This window comes from Pseudomonas sp. Marseille-Q8238 (assembly GCF_965111915.1).
Genome location: NZ_CBCOPI010000001.1, coordinates 3,097,731 through 3,116,974 on the forward strand (window position 1 = coordinate 3,097,731; position 19,244 = coordinate 3,116,974).

Below are 19,244 nucleotides of genomic sequence, written 5' to 3' on the forward strand. Positions count from 1 at the left end.
TACTCTTTGCACTCAGTCATGGCCTGGGCTGTTCCAGCGCCGTGTTCACTTTGTTCAAGGAGACATCCCATGTCCGAACGTCAAACTGGCACCGTCAAGTGGTTCAACGATGAGAAAGGCTTCGGCTTCATCACTCCAGAAAGCGGCGCTGATCTGTTTGTACACTACCGCTCGATCCAGAGCGCTGGCTTCAAAAGCCTGCAAGAAGGCCAAAAGGTCTCTTTCGTGGCTGTAAAAGGCCAGAAAGGCATGCAGGCTGACGACGTCCAAGTGATCTAATCACGGGCTCGTAAAAAGAACCGGCCCACGGGCCGGTTTTTTTATCCCTGCTATTTTTACCCGCCGCACATGCGGCACAGACTCCTCAAGGGGGCCACCATGCGCGTCAAAGGATCCAGCCAGAAACCCAAGCCACAACCGGCGATGGAAACCCACGAATCCCTAGAAGCCCAGGTCGCAGCCTTCCTGAAGTCCGGCGGCGAAATCCAGCAGATTGCCAAAGGCGTCAGCGGACAATCGCTCACCCCGAGCCGGCACATCACCATCAGCAAGAAGTAATTCCCGGGCCAGAAATAAAAGCCGCCTCGGCGGCTTTCGGCCACGTTGAGCACTTTGCTCCTGTTTCCCCTTGCCCGCCCTGACAAAGCTCTGCATTCTTGTCACCAGAACGATAAGAAATGCCATGGGTCAGGGATTCGCGCTGATGCTCAAGCGACTCAGAAAAGACTTTCAGCTCTCCATCATCACCCTGATGGGACTGTTCGGTGTCCTCGGCATTACCCCCTATGCCATCTACCGCTTACTGAACGGCAACATCCTTGTCGGCATCTCCGACACCGTCATTGTCTCTTCAACGATCTTTGCCGTGCTGTATGCCTGGCGCACAGGAGATACGGTGAAACCCGGCATCTACCTGGCCAGCGTATTCTCCATAGCCGCCACGCTCATCGTCATCAACCTGGGCGTCAATGGCCTGTTCTGGATCTACCCGCTGATCCTGTTCAACTTCTTCATGGTTTCCCCCGGCAAGGCCATCATCGCCACCCTGCTCGTCCTGGGCAGCCTGGTTGGCTACGCGTTCTGGGTGCCCGGCAGCGTCTTCGACAGTCACTACCAAATGGTGTCTTTCCTGGTCACCAACCTGATGGCCGGGGTGCTGACCTTCATCTTCGCTTACCGCACTCGCCATCAACGCGATCAGTTGCAGATTCTCGCCATCCACGACCCGCTCACCGGCGCCCGCAATCGCAGGGCCATGAACGATGAACTGAAGATCGCGGTGTCCAGCAAAAGACGTCGTGGCACCAGCTATGGCGTGCTGGTCATGGACCTCGACCACTTCAAGCGGATCAACGACGAATTCGGCCATCCGGCTGGAGACCAGGTTCTGATCGACTTCGTCGAGCTGATCAGGAATAGCGCCCGCAAGGAGGATCGCTTATTCCGCTTCGGCGGTGAGGAATTCCTGTTGTTGCTGCCCGATACCGACGCAGCCGGCCTGGAGGCAGCAGCTGCCAACCTGCAGAAGCAGGTCCGCAACGCCCTGAAAGGCCCTGCAGGCCCTGTCACGACCTCGATGGGCGGCGCCATACTGCGCCCCGGTGAAACTTGGGCAAGCTGGCTACAACGTGCAGACCAATGCCTGTACCAGGCCAAGAGCGCGGGCCGGGACAGGAGCATCATCGATGAACCGCCCGCCCCGCCGACTACCGAAGGCCCGGCATCACATGGCGCCTGACTCAGCCGCGCGCAGCCGCCGCAACGATCAACTGTTTCATTTCCGCCACAGCGGCCTTGAAGCCCACGAACAACGCATGGGCCACGATGGCATGGCCGATATTCAACTCATGTACACCCGCAATCGCCGCCACCGGCTCGACGTTGTGATAGTGCAGCCCGTGGCCGGCATTGACGATAAGACCATGGGCCAGGCCGCAAGCGATGCCGTCACGAATGCGTGCCAGTTCGATGGCGGTTTCCGCCGGCGTCTGCGCGTCGGCATAACGCCCGGTATGCAATTCGATGGCAGGCGCACCAACACGGCGGGAGGCTTCGATCTGCTTCTCGTCGGCATCGATGAACAACGACACCTCGCAACCAATACGACTCAGACGCTCGACTGCCGCACGAATGCGCCCCTCCTGCCCAGCTACTTCCAACCCTCCCTCGGTGGTCAGTTCCTGACGCGTCTCCGGCACCAGGCAAACATGAGCCGGGCGAATGCTTTCGGCGAACGCCAGCATCGATTCGGTCACCCCCATCTCGAAGTTCATCCGCGTCTGCAGCACATCCTTGAGCAGGATCACATCGCGCTCCTGAATATGCCGACGGTCTTCGCGCAGGTGCACGGTGATGCCATCCGCACCCGCCTCCTCGGCATCCAGTGCCGCCTTGACCGGATCGGGATAGCGCGTACCGCGCGCCTGACGCAGCGTGGCCACGTGATCGATATTCACCCCGAGCAGAATGCGATTGGCTTCAGTCACGACTAGGTTCCTTGAGGTTCATGAACAATTCACGGCTGACCAACGGTCGGCCGCCAAGATGAGGGGCAAGCGCCTGACGCATCAGGCGCTTGGCCGCCGCCAGAGCGCCTGCCGATGACCAGTCGGCATCAGCCATGGCCAGCAAATCAGCGCCTTGAAACAGACCTGGCTGCAGGTGCGCAACCGCTTCCAGGCCGGCATCCGGTTGCAGACGATACAACCCTTGCGCACTGACAGGTTGACCGTGCATATCGGTTGCCAGGGCGAAACCATAGCCGAGCTCATCCAGCAGGCGCCACTCGAATGCGCGCAGCAAGGGCTCCAATGGCGGATTACGAGCCAACGCCTGCAGCGTCAGGGCGTAGTGCTCGAACAAGATGGGATGGGGATCTTCGGCCGGCAACAGGCGAATCAGCAACTCATTGAGATAGAGCCCACTGAATAATGCCGAACCAGAAAGCAGATTGGGAATGCCGGCCGCCTCCAGGCGCGCGACATTCTTCAGCTCGCCGCGCCCGCGGAATTCGATTTCCAGCGGAATGAACGGCCGCGCCAGCGTGCCTGCCTTACCCCGCGCCCCACGCAGAACGGCGCGCATGCGGCCGGTGGGGGTGAGGATATCGAGCAACGCACTGCTCTCGCGGTAGGCACGACTGTGCAGGACATAGGCCGGTTGCGCGCTGGCCTGCATCAATCAGATGTCGTTGTAGCCCAAGGAACGCAGGGCCCGTTCGTCATCGGACCAACCGCCCTTCACCTTGACCCAGAGGTTGAGCATGACCTTGGAGTCGAACAACACCTCCATGTCCTTGCGCGCCTCCTGACCAATGCGCTTGATGCGCTCGCCCTTGTCGCCAATGATGATTTTCTTCTGCCCATCACGCTCGACCAGAATCAGAGCGTGGATATGCAGGATACGGCCTTCCTGCTTGAACTCTTCGATTTCCACGGTGATCTGGTAAGGCAGTTCGGCACCGAGCTGACGCATGATTTTCTCGCGCACCAGTTCCGCAGCAAGGAAACGACTGGAGCGGTCTGTAATCTGGTCTTCCGGGAAGAAATGCTCGCCCTCTGGAAGGAACGATGCAACGAGCTGCTCCAGCGCCTCGAGGTTGTGTCCCTGTTGTGCAGAAATCGGCACGATCTCCGCCTTGGGCAGTTGCTCCTGCAGCCAGGCCAGGTGCGGCATCAGCTCGGTCTTGTCTTCGACCCGATCGGTCTTGTTGATCGCCAGAATTACCGGGCCCTGCACGTACTGGATACGCTCGAGGACCATCTGATCCTCATCGGTCCAGCGCGTGCGATCAACCACGAAGATCACCACGTCGACATCTTTCAATGCCGCCGAAGCGGTCTTGTTCATGTAACGGTTGAGCGCCTTGTCACTGTTCTTGTGCAAACCGGGCGTGTCGACGTAGATGGCCTGAACCTCACCCTCGGTCTTGATGCCCAGCATGTTGTGCCGGGTGGTCTGCGGCTTGCGCGAGGTGATCGCCAGCTTCTGCCCGAGGATGTGATTGAGCAGGGTCGACTTGCCCACATTGGGCCGGCCAACGATGGCGACGTAACCGCAACGGGCTACCGGTGAATCAGTCATGGCCATTCTCCACGCCCAAGGCCACCAATGCGGCGGCGGCAGCCACCTGCTCGGCAATGCGCCGGCTAGCGCCGTGCCCCTGGGACTTGTCATTCAGCAAGGCGACTTCGCATTGCACAAAAAAGGTCCGGCAATGCGGTTCGCCCTGAATATCCACCACCTCATAGCGGGGCAGATCGACAGCGCGCGACTGCAGGAACTCCTGCAAGCGAGTTTTCGGGTCCTTGTTGGTATCGACCAGGGTCAGGCCTTCCAATTCATTATCGAGCCAGGCCAGTACGCGCTCACGCGCCACATCCATGCCCGCATCCAGATAGATGGCCCCGATCAGGGCTTCGAGCGCATCGGCGAGAATCGACTCTCGGCGAAAACCACCGCTCTTCAACTCACCGGAGCCCAGGCGCAAGTACTCACCCAGATCGAAACCACGCGCCAGAATGGCCAGGGTCTCACCCTTGACCAGCCTGGCACGCAAACGGGACAACTGCCCCTCACGGGCCTGAGGGAAACGCTCGAACAACGCCTCCCCGGCCACAAAATTGAGGATCGCGTCACCGAGGAACTCCATCCGCTCGTTATTGCGCCCGGCAAAACTGCGATGGGTCAGTGCCAGGAGCATGAGGTCCTGGTCTTTGAAGGTGTAACCGAGCTTACGCTCGAGACGAGCTAAAGATACTGTCACTGAGTCCGCACACGAAATTCTTTGTCGAATCGGGCCACCAGATCGAGATTTTCGATCAGTGGTTCACGGCGCTCGTAATTCAGGTGTACGAGAAATACGCCATTTTCGAGCGTGATGGTTACTGCGTCTTCCAGCACCAGATCACGGATGCTGTTGACCTGCATCGATTTGCTGATGTGGTTGTAGAAATCACGAACCGTACGCACCTCTGAAGCCCGATCCTTTTCCACGGAAACGATGCTTTTCTCCAGAGACATGAAATCGAGGTAATGCGGCAACATCTTGAAGGTCATGCTAGCGAAGAAGGCGACAACAGCCAGTACGACCAGCCAACCCAGCAACGACAAACCCTTTTGCGAACGTGCAAATGTCATGGTGATCCCCATCCCTATTATTTTGTAATACCCGCAGATCGTGGGGTATGGCCTTATATATAGGCCGACGCCGACAACTTGAACAGTGTCGGCGTAGCAGGCCGAGTTATCAGTGAATCAGACCGACTCGGGAGAAATTCGGCAGGTGGCCCAGCTTCGGCTCAGGCCAGCTCATCCACACAGCGAATGCCTTCCCGACGATGTTACGGTCCGGGACCATGCCCAGCAGCTCTTTCGGAATGCGCTTGTCATTCCAGTAGCGGCTGTCATTGGAGTTATCGCGGTTGTCACCCATCATGAAGTAGTGACCTTCCGGCACCTGCCACTCATCGCCGGGCTCACGGCGATTGCGCTGCAGCTCCTTGCGAATCAGGTGCTCCACCTCGCCAAGCTTCTCTTTGTACAGCACCGCACTGCCCAGGCTGCCGGGCTCTTCGCCAACCAGTTGCTCGGCAACGAGCTGGTCATTGACCAACAGGTGCTTATCGCTGGTGTAGCGAATGCGATCACCCGGCAAGCCGATGACCCGCTTGATGTAGTTGATGTCCGGATCACTCGGATAACGGAATACCATCACATCGCCACGCTGCGGATTACCGACCTCGATGACCTTGGTGTCGATCACCGGCAAGCGGATGCCATAGGCGAACTTGTTGACCAGGATGAAGTCACCGATATCCAGCGTGGGCTTCATCGACCCTGACGGAATCTGGAAGGGCTCGAGCAGAAAGGAGCGCAGAACCAGCACGATCGCCAGGACGGGAAAGAACGATTTGCCGTACTCGACCAGCAACGGCTCCTTGTTCAACTTCTGCAGCACCTGCTGATCCGGCTCAGTCACCTGCCCCTCATAGGCAGCCATCGCCGCACGCCGACGCGGCGCCAGCAGAAGCAGATCAACCAGGGCTAGAAAGCCGCATACCGCAACGGCGATGACCAGAATCAGGGGAAAATTGAACGACATGGTTATCAGCTATCCACTTTGAGCACGGCCAGGAAGGCTTCCTGAGGAATCTCCACACTGCCTACCTGCTTCATCCTCTTCTTACCAGCCTTCTGCTTTTCCAGCAGCTTGCGTTTACGGCTTACATCGCCGCCGTAACACTTGGCCAGCACGTTCTTCCTAAGCGCCTTCACGGTGGTACGCGCCACAATCTGCCCACCGATAGCCGCCTGAATTGCCACATCGAACATCTGGCGCGGAATCAGTTCTTTCATCTTCTCGGTCAGCGCACGGCCTTTGTAGTGTGCCCTGTCGCGGTGAACGATAAGTGCCAATGCATCAACTTTCTCGCCGTTGATCAACACATCCAGCTTGACCAGATTGGCGCTCTGGAAACGGTCGAAACTGTAATCCAGCGAGGCATAGCCACGGCTAACCGATTTCAGGCGATCGAAGAAATCCAACACCACTTCATTCATCGGCAAGTCATAGCAAACCTGAACCTGGCTGCTGAGGAATTGCATGTCGCGCTGTACGCCACGCTTTTCGATGCACAGGGTGATGACGTTACCCAGATGCTCCTGCGGCACCAGGATATTGGCGCGCACGATGGGCTCACGCATGTCTTCGATCGATGCCAGGTCCGGAAGCTTGGACGGGTTATCGACGTAAAGCGTTTCACCATTTTTCATCACCACTTCGAACACTACGGTCGGCGCGGTGGTGATCAGGTCCAGGTCGTACTCGCGCTCCAGGCGTTCCTGGATGATTTCCATGTGCAGCATGCCAAGGAAACCAATGCGGAAACCAAAACCCAGGGCCTCGGAGCTTTCCGGCTCGTATTGCAGCGCCGCATCATTGAGCGTCAGCTTCTGCAAGGCCTCGCGAAAATCCTCGAAATCGTCGGAGCTGACCGGGAACAAGCCGGCATAGACCTGCGGCTTGACGCGCTTGAAGCCTGGCAGCATGTCGACGTCAGGAGTGCTGGACAGCGTCAGGGTATCGCCCACTGGCGCCCCGTGAATGTCCTTGATGCCGGCAATGATGAAACCCACTTCCCCGGCCTTCAGGTCTTCGGTAGCGGTGTGCTTAGGTGTAAACACACCCACGCTGTCGACCTGATGAATCTTGCCGGTCGACTTGACCAGCACCTTGTCACCCTTCTTGATGCGGCCCTGACGCACACGCACCAGCGACACGACACCAAGGTAGTTATCGAACCAGGAATCGATGATCAGCGCCTGCAACGGTGCATCGATATCGCCCGTAGGTGGCGGAATCACCGCTACCAAGCGCTCCAGCACTTCATCTACGCCCATGCCGCTCTTGGCACTGCAGGCGACGGCATCCGTGGCATCGATACCGATGATGTGCTCGATCTCTTCTTTCACCCGCTCCGGCTCGGCCTGAGGCAGATCCATCTTGTTCAGCACCGGCATGACCTCAAGGCCCTGCTCGATGGCGGTGTAGCAGTTGGCAACGGACTGCGCCTCGACACCCTGCCCCGCATCGACCACCAGCAACGCGCCCTCACAGGCCGCCAGGGAACGGCTGACCTCGTAGGTGAAGTCGACGTGCCCGGGGGTATCGATGAAGTTCAGTTGGTAGGTCTTACCGTCCCGTGCCTTGTAGTGCAGGGTAACGCTGTGGGCCTTGATGGTAATGCCGCGCTCGCGCTCCAGATCCATGGAATCCAGAACCTGGGCCTCCATTTCGCGCTCGGACAGGCCGCCACACATCTGAATGAAGCGGTCAGCCAGGGTCGACTTGCCGTGGTCGATATGGGCGATGATGGAGAAATTGCGGATATGACTCAGGTCACTCACAGGTCGACACTCAAAAAAGCCGCAGGCAGGCTGCCCGCCGAAAATAGCCGGGCATTCTACCCGAACGCCAGGCTTGCAGTCACGCGGAGCTGCCGATTGCCACCCAGAAAAAAGGGCGGTCAAGGCCGCCCTTTTCCCCGCTCAATGCCTGTTACTCAGCCAGTTTGAAGGTAATGAAGCTGGCACGCCCCTGACGCAACACGCGCATGGAGACCGAACGATCCTTCGGCAGTTTCTGGGCAACAGTGGCAAATGTCTTGCTGGAGTCGATAGCCTGATTATTCAGGTGGGTGATGACATCCCCCGGACGCAGACCAATCAACGCAGCCGGCCCATCCTGAACCTCTTTGATCACTACACCGCCCCGCAGATCCAGCGCTTTTTTCTGCTCGCCGGTCAGGTCTGCAACGGCTACACCCAGACGATTACTGCTACGTTCGGTCGCGGTATCGGCACCGGCCGCCACTTCCTCGCCATCTTCCGGAAGCGCACCGATGGTCAGCTGCAAGCGTTTACGCTCACCTTCACGTACCACATCCAGCGTGACCTGAGTGCCGGGTTTGAGCCCACCAACCAAATGCGGCAGATCGGCAGACATGACAATCGGCTGGCCATTCATATTCAGAATAACGTCGCCTACTTGCAGCCCGCCCTTGGCGGCAGGCCCTTCTTCCAACACCTGGGCAACCAAGGCACCGGCCGGCTTATCCAGGCCAAACGACTCAGCCAGGTCTTTGTTCACTTCCTGAATCACCACACCCAGCCAGCCACGACTGACCTTGCCAGCGGTTTTTAGCTGATTGGCGACATCCATTGCAACATCGATCGGAATGGCGAAAGACAAGCCCATGAAACCGCCCGAGCGGGTGAATATCTGCGAGTTGATACCAATCACCTCTCCATCCAGATTGAACAGCGGCCCACCGGAGTTACCCGGGTTGATGGCCACATCGGTCTGAATGAACGGCACATAATTCTCGTTCGGCAGACTGCGCCCCTTGGCACTGACGATGCCGGCTGTTACCGAGTGGTCGAAGCCGAATGGCGAGCCGATTGCCAGCACCCAGGCACCCACCTTGAGCGCCTCGGACTTGCCCAGCTTGACGGTCGGCAGGTTCTTACCCTCAACCTTCAACAAGGCCACGTCGGTGCGTGCATCGGCACCGATCAATTTGGCCTTCAGCTCGCTACGGTCCGACAGGCGCACGATGATTTCATCGGCATCGGCGACCACATGGTTGTTGGTCAACACATAGCCATCGTCTGAAATGATGAACCCGGAACCCAGCGATTGCGCTTCGCGCTGCCGACCTGGATTGCGCGGGGCCTGGGGTAGATTGCGCTCGAAAAACTCGCGAAACATCGGCGGCAGACCTTCCAGGTCAGGAATCTGCCCCTGGCTGGCAACCGCTCGCGGCGGTAGGTTCTGTCGTGTACTGATGTTGACCACAGCCGGCGAGGCGGCCTCGACCAGATCCGTGAAATCGGGCAATTCAGCCCTTGCAACGGCGACCTGGCTCATCAACAACAGAGCAAACAAGCCGGACAACGAGGTTTTCAGATTAAGCATCGGCTACAGCTCCCATCCACACCGGAAACAGATTTACAGGCCGCCCTGTCAGGCGCATTGCTCTAGGCGCTGCGCCACCGGCACATCGCACACAGAAGAATAAACGGATAAATCACGCGAAAAACAACTGCACCTCGTAACAACGCTTGAGCCAATAGAGCACGCGCTGGCCACTGGACAGACACTCACTCTGCCGCGGAAACCTGAACTTCCTGCATGGATAACGCTACGCGCTCAGCAGTCCCAAGCGGAATCTCCCCCACTACTGTAATCATGGCATCGCCATCTGCCGTACTCATACGCCGGGATATCACGGCAGTAGGCCCCAATTGGCTGCGAGCGTCTTCGACAGACACGCCATGAAGCGGCTCGATAAATACAGAGAAACGCGCCAATCCGTCGCCATAGACCAAGCAGGCCACCGTATCTGCGGACGCAGGACTTTTTCGCTGCAAACTCTGATTCAGGGCAAAGCCAGGCGGGACCCAACCAGCCTGCCACGAAGGCTTCACTGGCTCACTGACCTTGGTCAAGGTGACAGGTTTACAAGCCTCACCGGGCCTCAATGATTCATCGGGGAGCGCAGAAAGGGTATCCAGGCTTACGTACTGGAAACGCTCAAGGAGCTGGCCTTTCTCGCTAATGAGGAGTGATTTCAAAGGCAAGGACGTCTGCTCGTCCAGATACAGCTCGACGGCATATCGATGCTGATCGTGCGGCACCACGGCCAATACCACCGCATCTCGACCAGCAATGCGTGAGCGGCCAATCACCTGCAGATCATATTCATCGGCCAGGCGCAGAGGATCGAGCACAGAGGCAGGGAGCTGCGCATCCCCCATCTGATCAACCAGGCCGCTACTCACACACTGCGGCTGGCCATTGACTCTCAGGACCTCTTGCGCAGGCCCATCAAGTTGCAGCAACCGCTCACGTACGCTGCCATCGGCATCAGCCTGATGCCAGATGCCATGGGTGGAGAAATTACCATTGCGCTCGTAGACGAAAGTACCTTGAAAGCTTTGCGCTTCTGCTTTAGCCGAACGATTCAACCAATCCCTGGCTTCGTCAGCATGGGCAGTGGAAACCAGTCCACCACCCAGCAAGATCATCAGTGAAAAGACGCGCATGATCCTCCTCAGCGGTTTTCCAGGCTGGCTGCACGTGCATAAGGTAGAACTGCATCGGTGCCACTGGCAGCAGCCTGCTGGGCATGCTGACGCAGGTAGATAGGTAAGCGCTGCTCATGCCAGATCGAAGCCGGCTGCTGGGCGCTGGCACTTGCATCCAACTGCGGCACCTGCGAACCGATGTCATTGCCCGGGGTATAGCCTGCCAGAATAGCCGGCCCCTGGACCTGAGGCGCTGGCATGCTCGGCTGAGTAGCCTGGGCCAACTGCGCACCCGCAGCCAGTTCATCCTGATTGTAGAAGCGCACGCCAGCGAGAACGGCAACCGTCACCGAGGCCGCAACCGCCAAGCGACCCAGCCCGCGCCAGCTACGCGAAGCGGCCTTGGCTGGCACCGGTGTAGCCTCCTCGGCCAGAGCAGCCGAGACAGCCGAAGCGATATCGAGACGGGGCTCGACGATCAGCTCTTTGTGCATCACTGCACGAGCGAGCTGATAGCGCGACCACTTGGCACGCAACTCCGGGCTCTCGCTGCTTGCCAGCACCCGGCGCAGTTCCAGTTCGTCCGCTTCGTTATCCATCACCGCGGACAGCGATTCCTGCAGGGTTTCACTAGTCATGGTGGTTCCTCTCTTGGCTATGGCCGCTGTCTCACTCAGGATTCCTGCAACAAAGGGTGCAGGGCTTTATCGATGGCCTCGCGCGCCCGGAAGATCCGGGACCGAACGGTACCAACCGGACACTGCATGACGCTCGCAATGTCCTCGTAACTCAACCCGTCGAACTCGCGCAAGGTCAATGCCGAGCGCAGGTCTTCCGGTAGATGCTGAATGGTCCGATGCACGGTGGCCTCGATCTCATCCCGCAACATGGCACGCTCCGGTGATTCGATATCCTTTAGGGCATGATCGCCATCGTAGAATTCTGCATCTTCGGCGCTTACATCACTGTCTGGCGGGCGACGGCCACGCGAGACCAAATAATTCTTCGCCGTATTGATGGCGATACGGTACAGCCATGTATAAAAGGCACTGTCTCCGCGAAAATTTCCAAGCGCACGGTAGGCTTTGATAAACGCCTCCTGAGCGACATCCTGGGCCTCATGGTTGTCGTGCACGAAACGCACGATCAACCCGAGAATCTTGTGCTGATACTTGAGCACCAAAAGATCAAAAGCCCGCTTGTCGCCGCGCTGGACCCGCTCGACCAGCGCCTGATCGTCTTCCTGGGTTAGCATGAATACTCCTCTTTAGGTTCGGAGCTATTCTGCGTAGGCCAGTGAATCCGTCTGCCAAGATAGACCCGGGCGTTTCGCAAAAGTTCTCCCCTCCGAACAAGCTTCCTGCAGCACATAACAGGCCCGCACGAAACAACGCAACAGGGCTGACAGCCCTGCTGCTCGATATCTTTATTGACTAACCGGACACCTGTCGAACTGAATATTCAATCGGCAGTTTCCTGAAAACGTTGACTGGCTATTGAGCACCCGCCTCCAAGAAAGTTCACAGTCATTTAAGACTGACACGCACGCTATTGTGGCGCGTTGCCCCTCTATATACTAGGCGCCGCCTTCCTGCGGAATATGTAGTTCATGAGCCAACACGTCCAACACGATGTTCTGATCATCGGCAGCGGTGCTGCCGGACTGACACTGGCTCTGACTCTTCCTCCGTCTCTGAGCGTCGCCGTGCTGAGCAAAGGCGACCTGGCCAATGGCTCGACCTACTGGGCGCAAGGCGGCGTTGCTGCCGTCCTGGATGATACCGACACCGTAGAGTCGCATGTCGCCGACACACTCGATGCGGGTGGCGGCCTATGCCGCGAAGACGCCGTACGCTTCACCGTCGAGCACAGCCGCGAAGCCATTCAGTGGCTGATCGAGCAAGGCGTCCCCTTCACCCGCGATGATGAACATGACCGGGAAGACGGTGGCTTCGAATTCCACCTCACTCGCGAGGGCGGCCACAGCCACCGGCGCATCATCCATGCCGCCGATGCGACCGGAGCGGCCATTTTCAATACCCTGCTAGAACAGACCCGCCGTCGTCCGAATGTCGAGTTGCTGGAGCAGCGCGTGGCGGTCGACCTGATCACCGAACGCAAACTGGGACGACCTGGCCAGCGCTGCTTAGGCGCGTATGTCCTGAACCGTGCCACAGGCGAGGTCGACACCTTCCAGGCGCGCTTCGTCATTCTCGCCACCGGTGGCGCCGCCAAGGTCTATCTCTACACCAGTAATCCGGATGGCGCCTGCGGTGATGGCATCGCCATGGCCTGGCGTGCGGGTTGTCGGGTTGGCAACCTGGAGTTCAACCAGTTCCACCCGACCTGCCTGTACCACCCTCAGGCGAAAAGCTTCCTGGTCACCGAAGCCCTGCGTGGCGAAGGCGCCACTCTCAAGTTGCCCAACGGTGAACGCTTCATGCCGCGCTTCGACTCACGGGCCGAGCTGGCTCCCCGTGATATCGTGGCCCGCGCCATCGACCACGAGATGAAACGCCTCGGCGTGGACTGCGTCTACCTCGACATCAGCCACAAGCCTGCCGAATTCGTCAAAAGCCACTTCCCCACCGTATACGAGCGCTGCCTGAGCTTTGGCATCGACATTACCAAGGAACCCATGCCCGTTGTCCCCGCGGCGCACTACACCTGTGGCGGCGTCGTGGTGGACCAGCGTGGCTGTACGGATGTGCCCGGCCTGTATGCCATTGGCGAAACCAGCTTCACCGGCCTGCACGGCGCCAACCGCATGGCCAGCAACTCGCTGTTGGAGTGCTTCGTTTATGCCCAGTCGGCGGCTGCGGATATCGTCGCCCAACTGGATGATGTCGCCATGCCCGACGACCTGCCGACCTGGGATGCCAGCCAGGTCACGGACTCCGACGAAGACGTGATCATCGCGCACAACTGGGACGAGCTGCGGCGTTTCATGTGGGACTACGTGGGCATCGTGCGCACCAACAAGCGCCTGCAACGCGCCCAGCACCGGGTACGCCTGCTGCTGGATGAGATCGATGAGTTCTACAGCAACTACAAGGTCAGCCGCGATTTGATCGAGCTGCGCAACCTGGCGCAGGTTGCCGAGCTGATGATCAATTCGGCCATGCAGCGCCGTGAAAGTCGCGGACTGCACTACACCCTCGACTATCCCGACCTGCTGCCCGAAGCCAAGGACACTATTCTACAGCCGCCCACCTACGCCGACTGAACTTCAGGCGCACGCGTAGCCGGCGGTGCGCATCACGCGCCAGGGCGTCACGGGGGATGCACAGCGACTGCGTGCCCCAGCGACCTGGTACACGGAAGCGCAACACGATCATCATCGGCAACGCCAGGCTGTCAGGGCGCAGCTGCACCGGCTGCCAGCCTTCTGCGGCACTGTACAACTGCCAGCCGCTGTCGTCGCTACGGCGCAACCCCATGAATGCCTGCGGGTGCGTCAGCAGCACCTGACGCGGCAACACCCACCAGGCATGCAACAGGCAACCTGATAGGCCCAGACATGCAGCCCACACAGGGAGATCGGCCAGCAGCAACGCCAGCATGGCCAGAAGCTGCGCCAGCGCATAGAGAATCACCAGCAGACGCGACGCCTGCCAGTGACATTCGAAATGATTACTTGGGTTGGACACGGTCCAGGATCATGCGAACCATACGCTGCAGATCGGGATCGTCAGACTCATCGCGCTGCATGAACCAGCCAAACATGTCCTGGTCTTCGCATTCCAGCAGCTTGCGGTAACGCGCCTGATCCTCGGCGTCCAGCGTCGCATAGACTTCGCGGACAAAAGGCACCAGCAGTACGTCCAGTTCCAGCATGCCACGGCGGCTGTGCCAGTAAAGACGGTTCAGTTCGATATCATCGGCCATACAGCGGCTCCTTTAATAAGGCGCGCAGTATAGCGGGCAGCGCCACACTCGGCACCCGCTGACAAGCCGGGCGGGCAGCTCTATGATGGCAGCCCGGAACTGTGAACCTGCGATAACCCATGGCTGACTCCGCTTTTTTCTGCACCCTGACCCATGAAGGCCTCCTCGCCGTACGTGGCACCGACGCTGCCAAATTCCTTCAGGGCCAGGTCACCTGCAACCTCAATTACCTCAGCCAACAGAGCAGCAGCCTGGGTGCCCGTTGCACACCGAAAGGCCGCATGCTCTCGAGCTTCCGCATCCTGCCGGTCAGCGATGGCTACCTGCTGGCCATGGCCAGCGAACTGCTCGAGGCGCAACTCACCGAGCTGAAGAAGTACGCCGTGTTCTCCAAATCCACACTCAGTGACGAAACCCGTGAATGGGTTCGCTTTGGCCTGAGCGGCGGTGATGGGGTGCTGGTTACCCTCGGCCTGGACCTGCCCCAGGACGCCAATAGCGTTGTCCACGGCCATGGACTGATCGCCCTGCGCCTGAGCGATGGCCGTGCAGAACTCTGGGCTCCCGCCAGTGAGGCCGACACCCTAGAAGCACGCCTCTGCTCCCAATTGCCTCAGGCTCCGCTGAACGACTGGCTGCTGGCACAGATACGCGCTGGCATCGGCCAGGTAGTCGGGGCAACACGTGAGCAGTTCATTCCGCAGATGATCAACCTGCAAGCCGTGGGTGGCGTCAGTTTCAAGAAGGGCTGCTACACCGGCCAGGAAATCGTCGCCCGCATGCAATACCTGGGCAAGCTCAAGCGCCGACTGTATCGCTTGCGCCTGGACGGCAATGACGTACCGGCGGCTGGCAGTGAACTGTTTTCCCCGGTGCATGGCTCCAGCGTGGGCGAAGTGGTGCTGGCGGCACAGGCACAGGCACAGGCACACGTCGAACTGCTGGCCGTGCTGCAGGAAGATGCCGTCAAAGATGGCCGCATCAGCCTTGGCAATGAAGGCCCCGCCCTGCAGTTGCTCGACCTGCCTTACCAATTGGATGCTGATCGTGAGATTCAGTATTGAGCTATAAAACAGATGCGCACTTCGGGGCAAACAAGGTACAACCCAGCACATCACCGACCAACGCGTGCATCACCAGCGAGTGATGCACATGAGCACACCGAGAGCCGAGATGAGCAAGCTTGCCGAAAAAGTCCAACAGGACCTGATACAAGCCATCGAAAACGATGACCTGGTACTGCCGACCCTCCCTGAGGTGGCACTACGCGTTCGTGAAGCAGCGGAAGATCCCAACATCGGTATCCCGGAGCTGAGCAAGGTGATCGGTAACGATGCAGCCCTTAGCGCCCGCATCATCAAGGTCGTAAACAGCCCCCTGTTGCGCACCAGCAAGGAAATTACCGATCTGCAGACAGCAGTCGGCCGTCTTGGCGTCAACTACACCTGCAACCTGGCCACCGGCCTGGCCATGGAGCAGATGTTCCAGGCCACCACCGACGTGGTCGACCGCAAGATGCGCGAAGTCTGGAAAAAGAGCACCGAAATCGCCGGTATCTGCCATGTGCTGTGCAAGCACTACAGCCGCCTGCAGCCCGACCAGGCGACCCTCGCCGGCCTGGTGCACCAGATCGGTATCCTGCCGATCCTCACCTACGCCGAAGAACACAATGAGCTGTTGGCCGACGCTATCAGCCTCAATCATGTGATCGAGAAGATTCACCCCATCGTAGGCGAAAAGATTCTGCGCACATGGGACTTCCACGAGGCTATCGCCGTCGTACCAGGCCAGCACCTGGACTTCACCCGTAATTCGCCCACCGTCGATTACGTCGATATCGTTCAGGTCGCCACTCTGCAGAGCTACCTCGGCAGCGATCATCCGTACACCCAGCTGGACTGGAGCCAGATTCCCGCCTTCGCCAAGCTTGGCCTCGACCCGAATGTCGACATGCAAGCCGATGAAGACCTCTCCAGCGCCATGGAAGCCGCCACCAGCATGCTGCAGTAACGGCAAACACCCTCTGACTGATGCCTTGTCCCATCAGTCAGAGGCGCACCATCGCATCTCCGCTCATCATCATTGCCCTGTTTCTATTCCACCAAGCCCCGCCCGCGTTCCTTTACCTGAAACGGCACGTCGCTGAACAGCTCGGTCAGCCACTGGGCGAACAAACGCACCCGCGGCGATAACTGTCGGCTGTGTGAATAGAGCACCGACACCGGCATCGGTGGGGGTGGAAAATCGGGCAGCACCACCTGCAATCGTCCATCGGCCAGCTCATCGACAATACGGTAGCGCGGCACCTGAATCAGCCCCGCCCCAGCCACCGCAGCCCCGGTGTAGAGTTCGGTTCCGGTCACCGACATCACCGAGCGCATTAACAGCTCCGTAGTGCTTCCGCCCACCTCGAATTCCATCGGCATCGCCTTGCCCGTGGCACTGGAGATGTAGTCGACCGCGTAGTGCTGTTCCAGGTCCGCCATGCTGCCTGGTTCACCATGAGTCGCCACGTACCCTGCACTGGCAACGGTGACCTGCTCCATCAGAGCGATCTGCCGACCAATCAGCGATGAATCGCGCAGCACACCGGCACGCAGCACACAATCCACACCCTCACGCACCAGATCCACCAAACGATCCGCCTCGCTGACGTGCAAACGCAGTTCCGGGTAACGCGCGAGAAACTCCGGGAGCAGAGGCATCACGAAGTGCCGCGCCAACGTGCCCTGCATGTTCACCGACAACAGCCCCTTGGGCGTGGCGTTGCGAAACGCGCCGTCGGCCTCCTCCAGATCAGCCAACAAGCGCACACAACGCGTGTAATAAGCCTCGCCGTCGTGGGTCAAACGCACCTGACGCGTGGTGCGCTCAAGCAGGCGTGCGCCTAGGCGCTTTTCCAGGCGCTTGATGAGATTGGTAACCGTCGGACGAGGGATACCGAGGTCATCCGCGGCCAGGGAAAAGCTGCCGCGCTCGGCAATCCGTACGAATGCCTGCATTTCTTGAAACCGATCCACAGGTACGCCTCAGTAAATTATTAATGCATATGAAATTCTAATACTCAATTAAGGGTAATTATTTTCTTATTTAATCCCAATAATCTGTACCCATCGTCAACCCAATCGAGGAAGTGCGTCATGTCGACTGACAAGCAAAACCCAATCGCCCTGGTGACCGGGGCCTCGCGCGGTATCGGTGCCACCATCGCCCGTCGCCTGGCCAAAGACGGCTTTGCCGTCGCGGTGAACTACATGTCCAACCCTGGAGAAGCCGAGAAACTGGTGGCCGAGCTGGTTCAAGCTGGTGGCAAGGCGATTGCCGTACAGGCGGATGTAGCCAAGGCCGACCACGTGCAGCGCCTGTTCGACGAAGTCGAGCAGAAACTCGGCAGTATCGATGTGTTGGTCAACAATGCCGGCATCCTGAAGACCATGCCACTGGCCCAGACCAGTGATGAGGTGTTCGCCCAGTCCTTCAATATCAACGTTAACGGCGTGTTCAACACCTTGCGCGAAGCCAGCACACGCCTGAACGACGGCGGTCGGATCATCAACCTGTCGAGCACCACACTGGCGCTGAACCTGCCGGGCTATGCGATTTACAACGCCACCAAGGCGGCTGTCGAAGCGTTCTCGCGGGTACTGGTCAAAGAGCTGCGTGGCCGGCGCATCACCGTCAACTGCGTAGCCCCTGGCCCGGTAGCCACCGAGTTGTTCCTCAACGGCAAGAGCGAAGAGCAGATCCAGACATTCGCAAAAATGCCGCCCCTGGAGCGCCTGGGACAACCGGAGGACATCGCCGGCGTAGTGGCCTTCCTCGCAGGCCCAGATGGCGCATGGGTCAATGGCCAGGTGTTGCGTGCCAACGGAGGGCTGGCGTGAGCGCTCACGCAGGATCGATGCCCTAGCCAACCGCACACGTCGTGAAATGTAATACGCCATCGGCCTGCAAGATCTGCTGTAACCAGTGGTCAAAGGCCAACGGGAGAACGTACGGCCGTGCGTTCTCATGACGTCCAGCGTGTTCGGAGGAAGAAGCGATGCCACACACGACCCATTCCATGATTACCTTCTCGCGCCCTGACGGCCAGACCGTTCAGGGCTATCTGGCAACCCCGGAGAAAAGCGAAGGAGCGCCAGCCATAGTCGTGATCCAGGAATGGTGGGGATTGAACGACCAGATTCGCGGCGTGGCAGATCGGCTGGCAAGCGCCGGCTACCTGGCCCTCGTGCCTGACCTCTACCGAGGTAAATCTGCACTCGAACAGGAAGAAGCCCATCACCTGATGGACAACCTCGACTTCGGCGATGCCACCAGCCAGGACATTCGTGGCGCGGTGCTTTACCTGAAGCAACGAGGCGCAAACGTCGGCGTAACCGGTTACTGCATGGGCGGTGCGCTAACGCTGCTGGCGCTCTCGAACATTCCGGAAGTGTCTGCTGGCGTGGTCTGGTACGGCTGCCCACCGTTGGAATACATCGACGCGACGAAGATTCGCGCACCGCTGCTCGGGCACTGGGCCACGCAGGACACCGCGTTCCCGATCGAAACCATCGACGCACTGGAAACGAAGCTGGATGAAGCCAAGGTGGATTTCACCTTCCACCGCTACCTCGCCCAGCATGCCTTTGCCAACGAAACAGCGACCGGACCGGGGCGCCTCGCCTTCACCCAATACGACCCGATCTGGGCACAGCAGGCCTGGGACCGTACCCTGACCTTCTTTGGCCGCACCCTCTGGGCCAAAAGCACAAGCTAGAGCG

Annotated in this window: 22 protein-coding genes; 8 read left to right on the forward strand and 14 right to left on the reverse strand. The window is 59.1% G+C overall.

The features are described 5' to 3' along the window. Positions 1-69: 69 nt before the first annotated feature. From ACWPW0_RS14425 to ACWPW0_RS14435, 3 genes are all read left to right on the forward strand, one after another. Positions 70-279: a cold-shock protein gene (locus tag ACWPW0_RS14425; protein WP_160490324.1), complete on the forward strand. Its 210-nt coding sequence runs from the start codon at positions 70-72 to the stop codon at positions 277-279. 99 nt (positions 280-378) lie between these two features. Continuing rightward, positions 379-558 (forward strand): hypothetical protein, encoded by a 180-nt coding sequence (locus ACWPW0_RS14430; protein ID WP_447592480.1) that lies wholly within the window; start codon positions 379-381, stop codon positions 556-558. A 70-nt stretch (positions 559-628) separates the two neighbouring features. Continuing rightward, positions 629-1,738, forward strand: coding sequence for a GGDEF domain-containing protein (locus ACWPW0_RS14435; protein WP_454255651.1), 1,110 nt, complete (start codon positions 629-631; stop codon positions 1,736-1,738). A gap of 1 nt (position 1,739) precedes the next feature. Here ACWPW0_RS14435 and pdxJ read toward each other — a convergent pair whose 3' ends face one another. The 11 genes from pdxJ to rpoE all read right to left on the reverse strand — a co-directional run bounded on the left by pdxJ (position 1,740) and on the right by rpoE (position 11,845). Further along, positions 1,740-2,486 (reverse strand): pyridoxine 5'-phosphate synthase, encoded by a 747-nt coding sequence (gene pdxJ, locus ACWPW0_RS14440; protein ID WP_447592484.1) that lies wholly within the window; start codon positions 2,484-2,486, stop codon positions 1,740-1,742. Beyond that, entirely contained in the window at positions 2,479-3,180 is a 702-nt protein-coding gene (recO, locus tag ACWPW0_RS14445; RefSeq protein WP_454255652.1) for a DNA repair protein RecO, read from the reverse strand. Before recO ends, pdxJ begins: the two co-directional genes overlap by 8 nt. Further along, the gene (era, locus tag ACWPW0_RS14450) at positions 3,181-4,083 is read right to left on the reverse strand and encodes a GTPase Era (protein WP_447592488.1); all 903 of its coding nucleotides are present in this window, start codon (positions 4,081-4,083) and stop codon (positions 3,181-3,183) included. It lies immediately after the preceding gene. Continuing rightward, positions 4,076-4,765: a ribonuclease III gene (gene rnc, locus ACWPW0_RS14455; protein ID WP_447592490.1), complete on the reverse strand. Its 690-nt coding sequence runs from the start codon at positions 4,763-4,765 to the stop codon at positions 4,076-4,078. The genes era and rnc overlap by 8 nt, the downstream gene beginning before the upstream one ends. Then, entirely contained in the window at positions 4,762-5,139 is a 378-nt protein-coding gene (locus tag ACWPW0_RS14460) for a DUF4845 domain-containing protein (protein WP_447592492.1), read from the reverse strand. Before ACWPW0_RS14460 ends, rnc begins: the two co-directional genes overlap by 4 nt. Positions 5,140-5,248: 109 nt before the next feature. Continuing rightward, on the reverse strand, positions 5,249-6,103 hold the full coding sequence (lepB, locus tag ACWPW0_RS14465) for a signal peptidase I (protein WP_454255653.1): 855 nt from the start codon (positions 6,101-6,103) through the stop codon (positions 5,249-5,251). Positions 6,104-6,108: 5 nt separating this feature from the next. Beyond that, positions 6,109-7,908, reverse strand: coding sequence for a translation elongation factor 4 (lepA, locus tag ACWPW0_RS14470; protein WP_447592495.1), 1,800 nt, complete (start codon positions 7,906-7,908; stop codon positions 6,109-6,111). Positions 7,909-8,059: 151 nt separating this feature from the next. Beyond that, entirely contained in the window at positions 8,060-9,478 is a 1,419-nt protein-coding gene (locus tag ACWPW0_RS14475; RefSeq protein ID WP_447592496.1) for a DegQ family serine endoprotease, read from the reverse strand. A 185-nt stretch (positions 9,479-9,663) separates the two neighbouring features. Beyond that, positions 9,664-10,608, reverse strand: a complete 945-nt coding sequence (locus tag ACWPW0_RS14480) for a MucB/RseB C-terminal domain-containing protein (protein WP_454255654.1) — start codon at positions 10,606-10,608, stop codon at positions 9,664-9,666. A gap of 8 nt (positions 10,609-10,616) precedes the next feature. Continuing rightward, a complete protein-coding gene (locus ACWPW0_RS14485) occupies positions 10,617-11,228 on the reverse strand; it encodes a sigma-E factor negative regulatory protein (protein WP_447592499.1) in 612 nt (203 codons plus the stop codon). Between the two features lie 35 nt (positions 11,229-11,263). Next, complete coding sequence (rpoE, locus tag ACWPW0_RS14490) at positions 11,264-11,845, reverse strand: RNA polymerase sigma factor RpoE (RefSeq protein ID WP_447592501.1); 582 nt, start codon at positions 11,843-11,845, stop codon at positions 11,264-11,266. Positions 11,846-12,199: 354 nt separating this feature from the next. Here rpoE and nadB point away from each other — a divergent pair, with 354 nt between their 5' ends. Then, on the forward strand, positions 12,200-13,816 hold the full coding sequence (nadB, locus tag ACWPW0_RS14495; RefSeq protein ID WP_454255655.1) for an L-aspartate oxidase: 1,617 nt from the start codon (positions 12,200-12,202) through the stop codon (positions 13,814-13,816). On the opposite strand, the gene ACWPW0_RS14500 is transcribed toward nadB, so the two are convergent. Then, on the reverse strand, positions 13,785-14,240 hold the full coding sequence (locus tag ACWPW0_RS14500) for a protein YgfX (protein ID WP_454255656.1): 456 nt from the start codon (positions 14,238-14,240) through the stop codon (positions 13,785-13,787). The two genes, nadB and ACWPW0_RS14500, sit on opposite strands and share 32 nt — an antisense overlap. Then, a complete protein-coding gene (locus ACWPW0_RS14505) occupies positions 14,224-14,478 on the reverse strand; it encodes an FAD assembly factor SdhE (protein WP_447592507.1) in 255 nt (84 codons plus the stop codon). Before ACWPW0_RS14505 ends, ACWPW0_RS14500 begins: the two co-directional genes overlap by 17 nt. 119 nt (positions 14,479-14,597) lie before the next feature. Here ACWPW0_RS14505 and ygfZ point away from each other — a divergent pair, with 119 nt between their 5' ends. Both ygfZ and ACWPW0_RS14515 read left to right on the forward strand, forming a co-directional pair. Then, positions 14,598-15,542 (forward strand): CAF17-like 4Fe-4S cluster assembly/insertion protein YgfZ, encoded by a 945-nt coding sequence (ygfZ, locus tag ACWPW0_RS14510; protein WP_454255657.1) that lies wholly within the window; start codon positions 14,598-14,600, stop codon positions 15,540-15,542. A 109-nt stretch (positions 15,543-15,651) separates the two neighbouring features. Then, on the forward strand, positions 15,652-16,488 hold the full coding sequence (locus ACWPW0_RS14515; RefSeq protein WP_447595672.1) for an HDOD domain-containing protein: 837 nt from the start codon (positions 15,652-15,654) through the stop codon (positions 16,486-16,488). Positions 16,489-16,571: 83 nt separating this feature from the next. On the opposite strand, the gene ACWPW0_RS14520 is transcribed toward ACWPW0_RS14515, so the two are convergent. Continuing rightward, positions 16,572-17,498: a LysR family transcriptional regulator gene (locus ACWPW0_RS14520; RefSeq protein WP_454255658.1), complete on the reverse strand. Its 927-nt coding sequence runs from the start codon at positions 17,496-17,498 to the stop codon at positions 16,572-16,574. Between the two features lie 120 nt (positions 17,499-17,618). Between ACWPW0_RS14520 and ACWPW0_RS14525 the strand changes: the two genes are divergently transcribed. After that, entirely contained in the window at positions 17,619-18,362 is a 744-nt protein-coding gene (locus tag ACWPW0_RS14525) for an SDR family oxidoreductase (RefSeq protein ID WP_454255659.1), read from the forward strand. 158 nt (positions 18,363-18,520) lie between these two features. Further along, on the forward strand, positions 18,521-19,240 hold the full coding sequence (locus ACWPW0_RS14530; protein WP_454255660.1) for a dienelactone hydrolase family protein: 720 nt from the start codon (positions 18,521-18,523) through the stop codon (positions 19,238-19,240). Positions 19,241-19,244 lie beyond the last annotated feature (4 nt).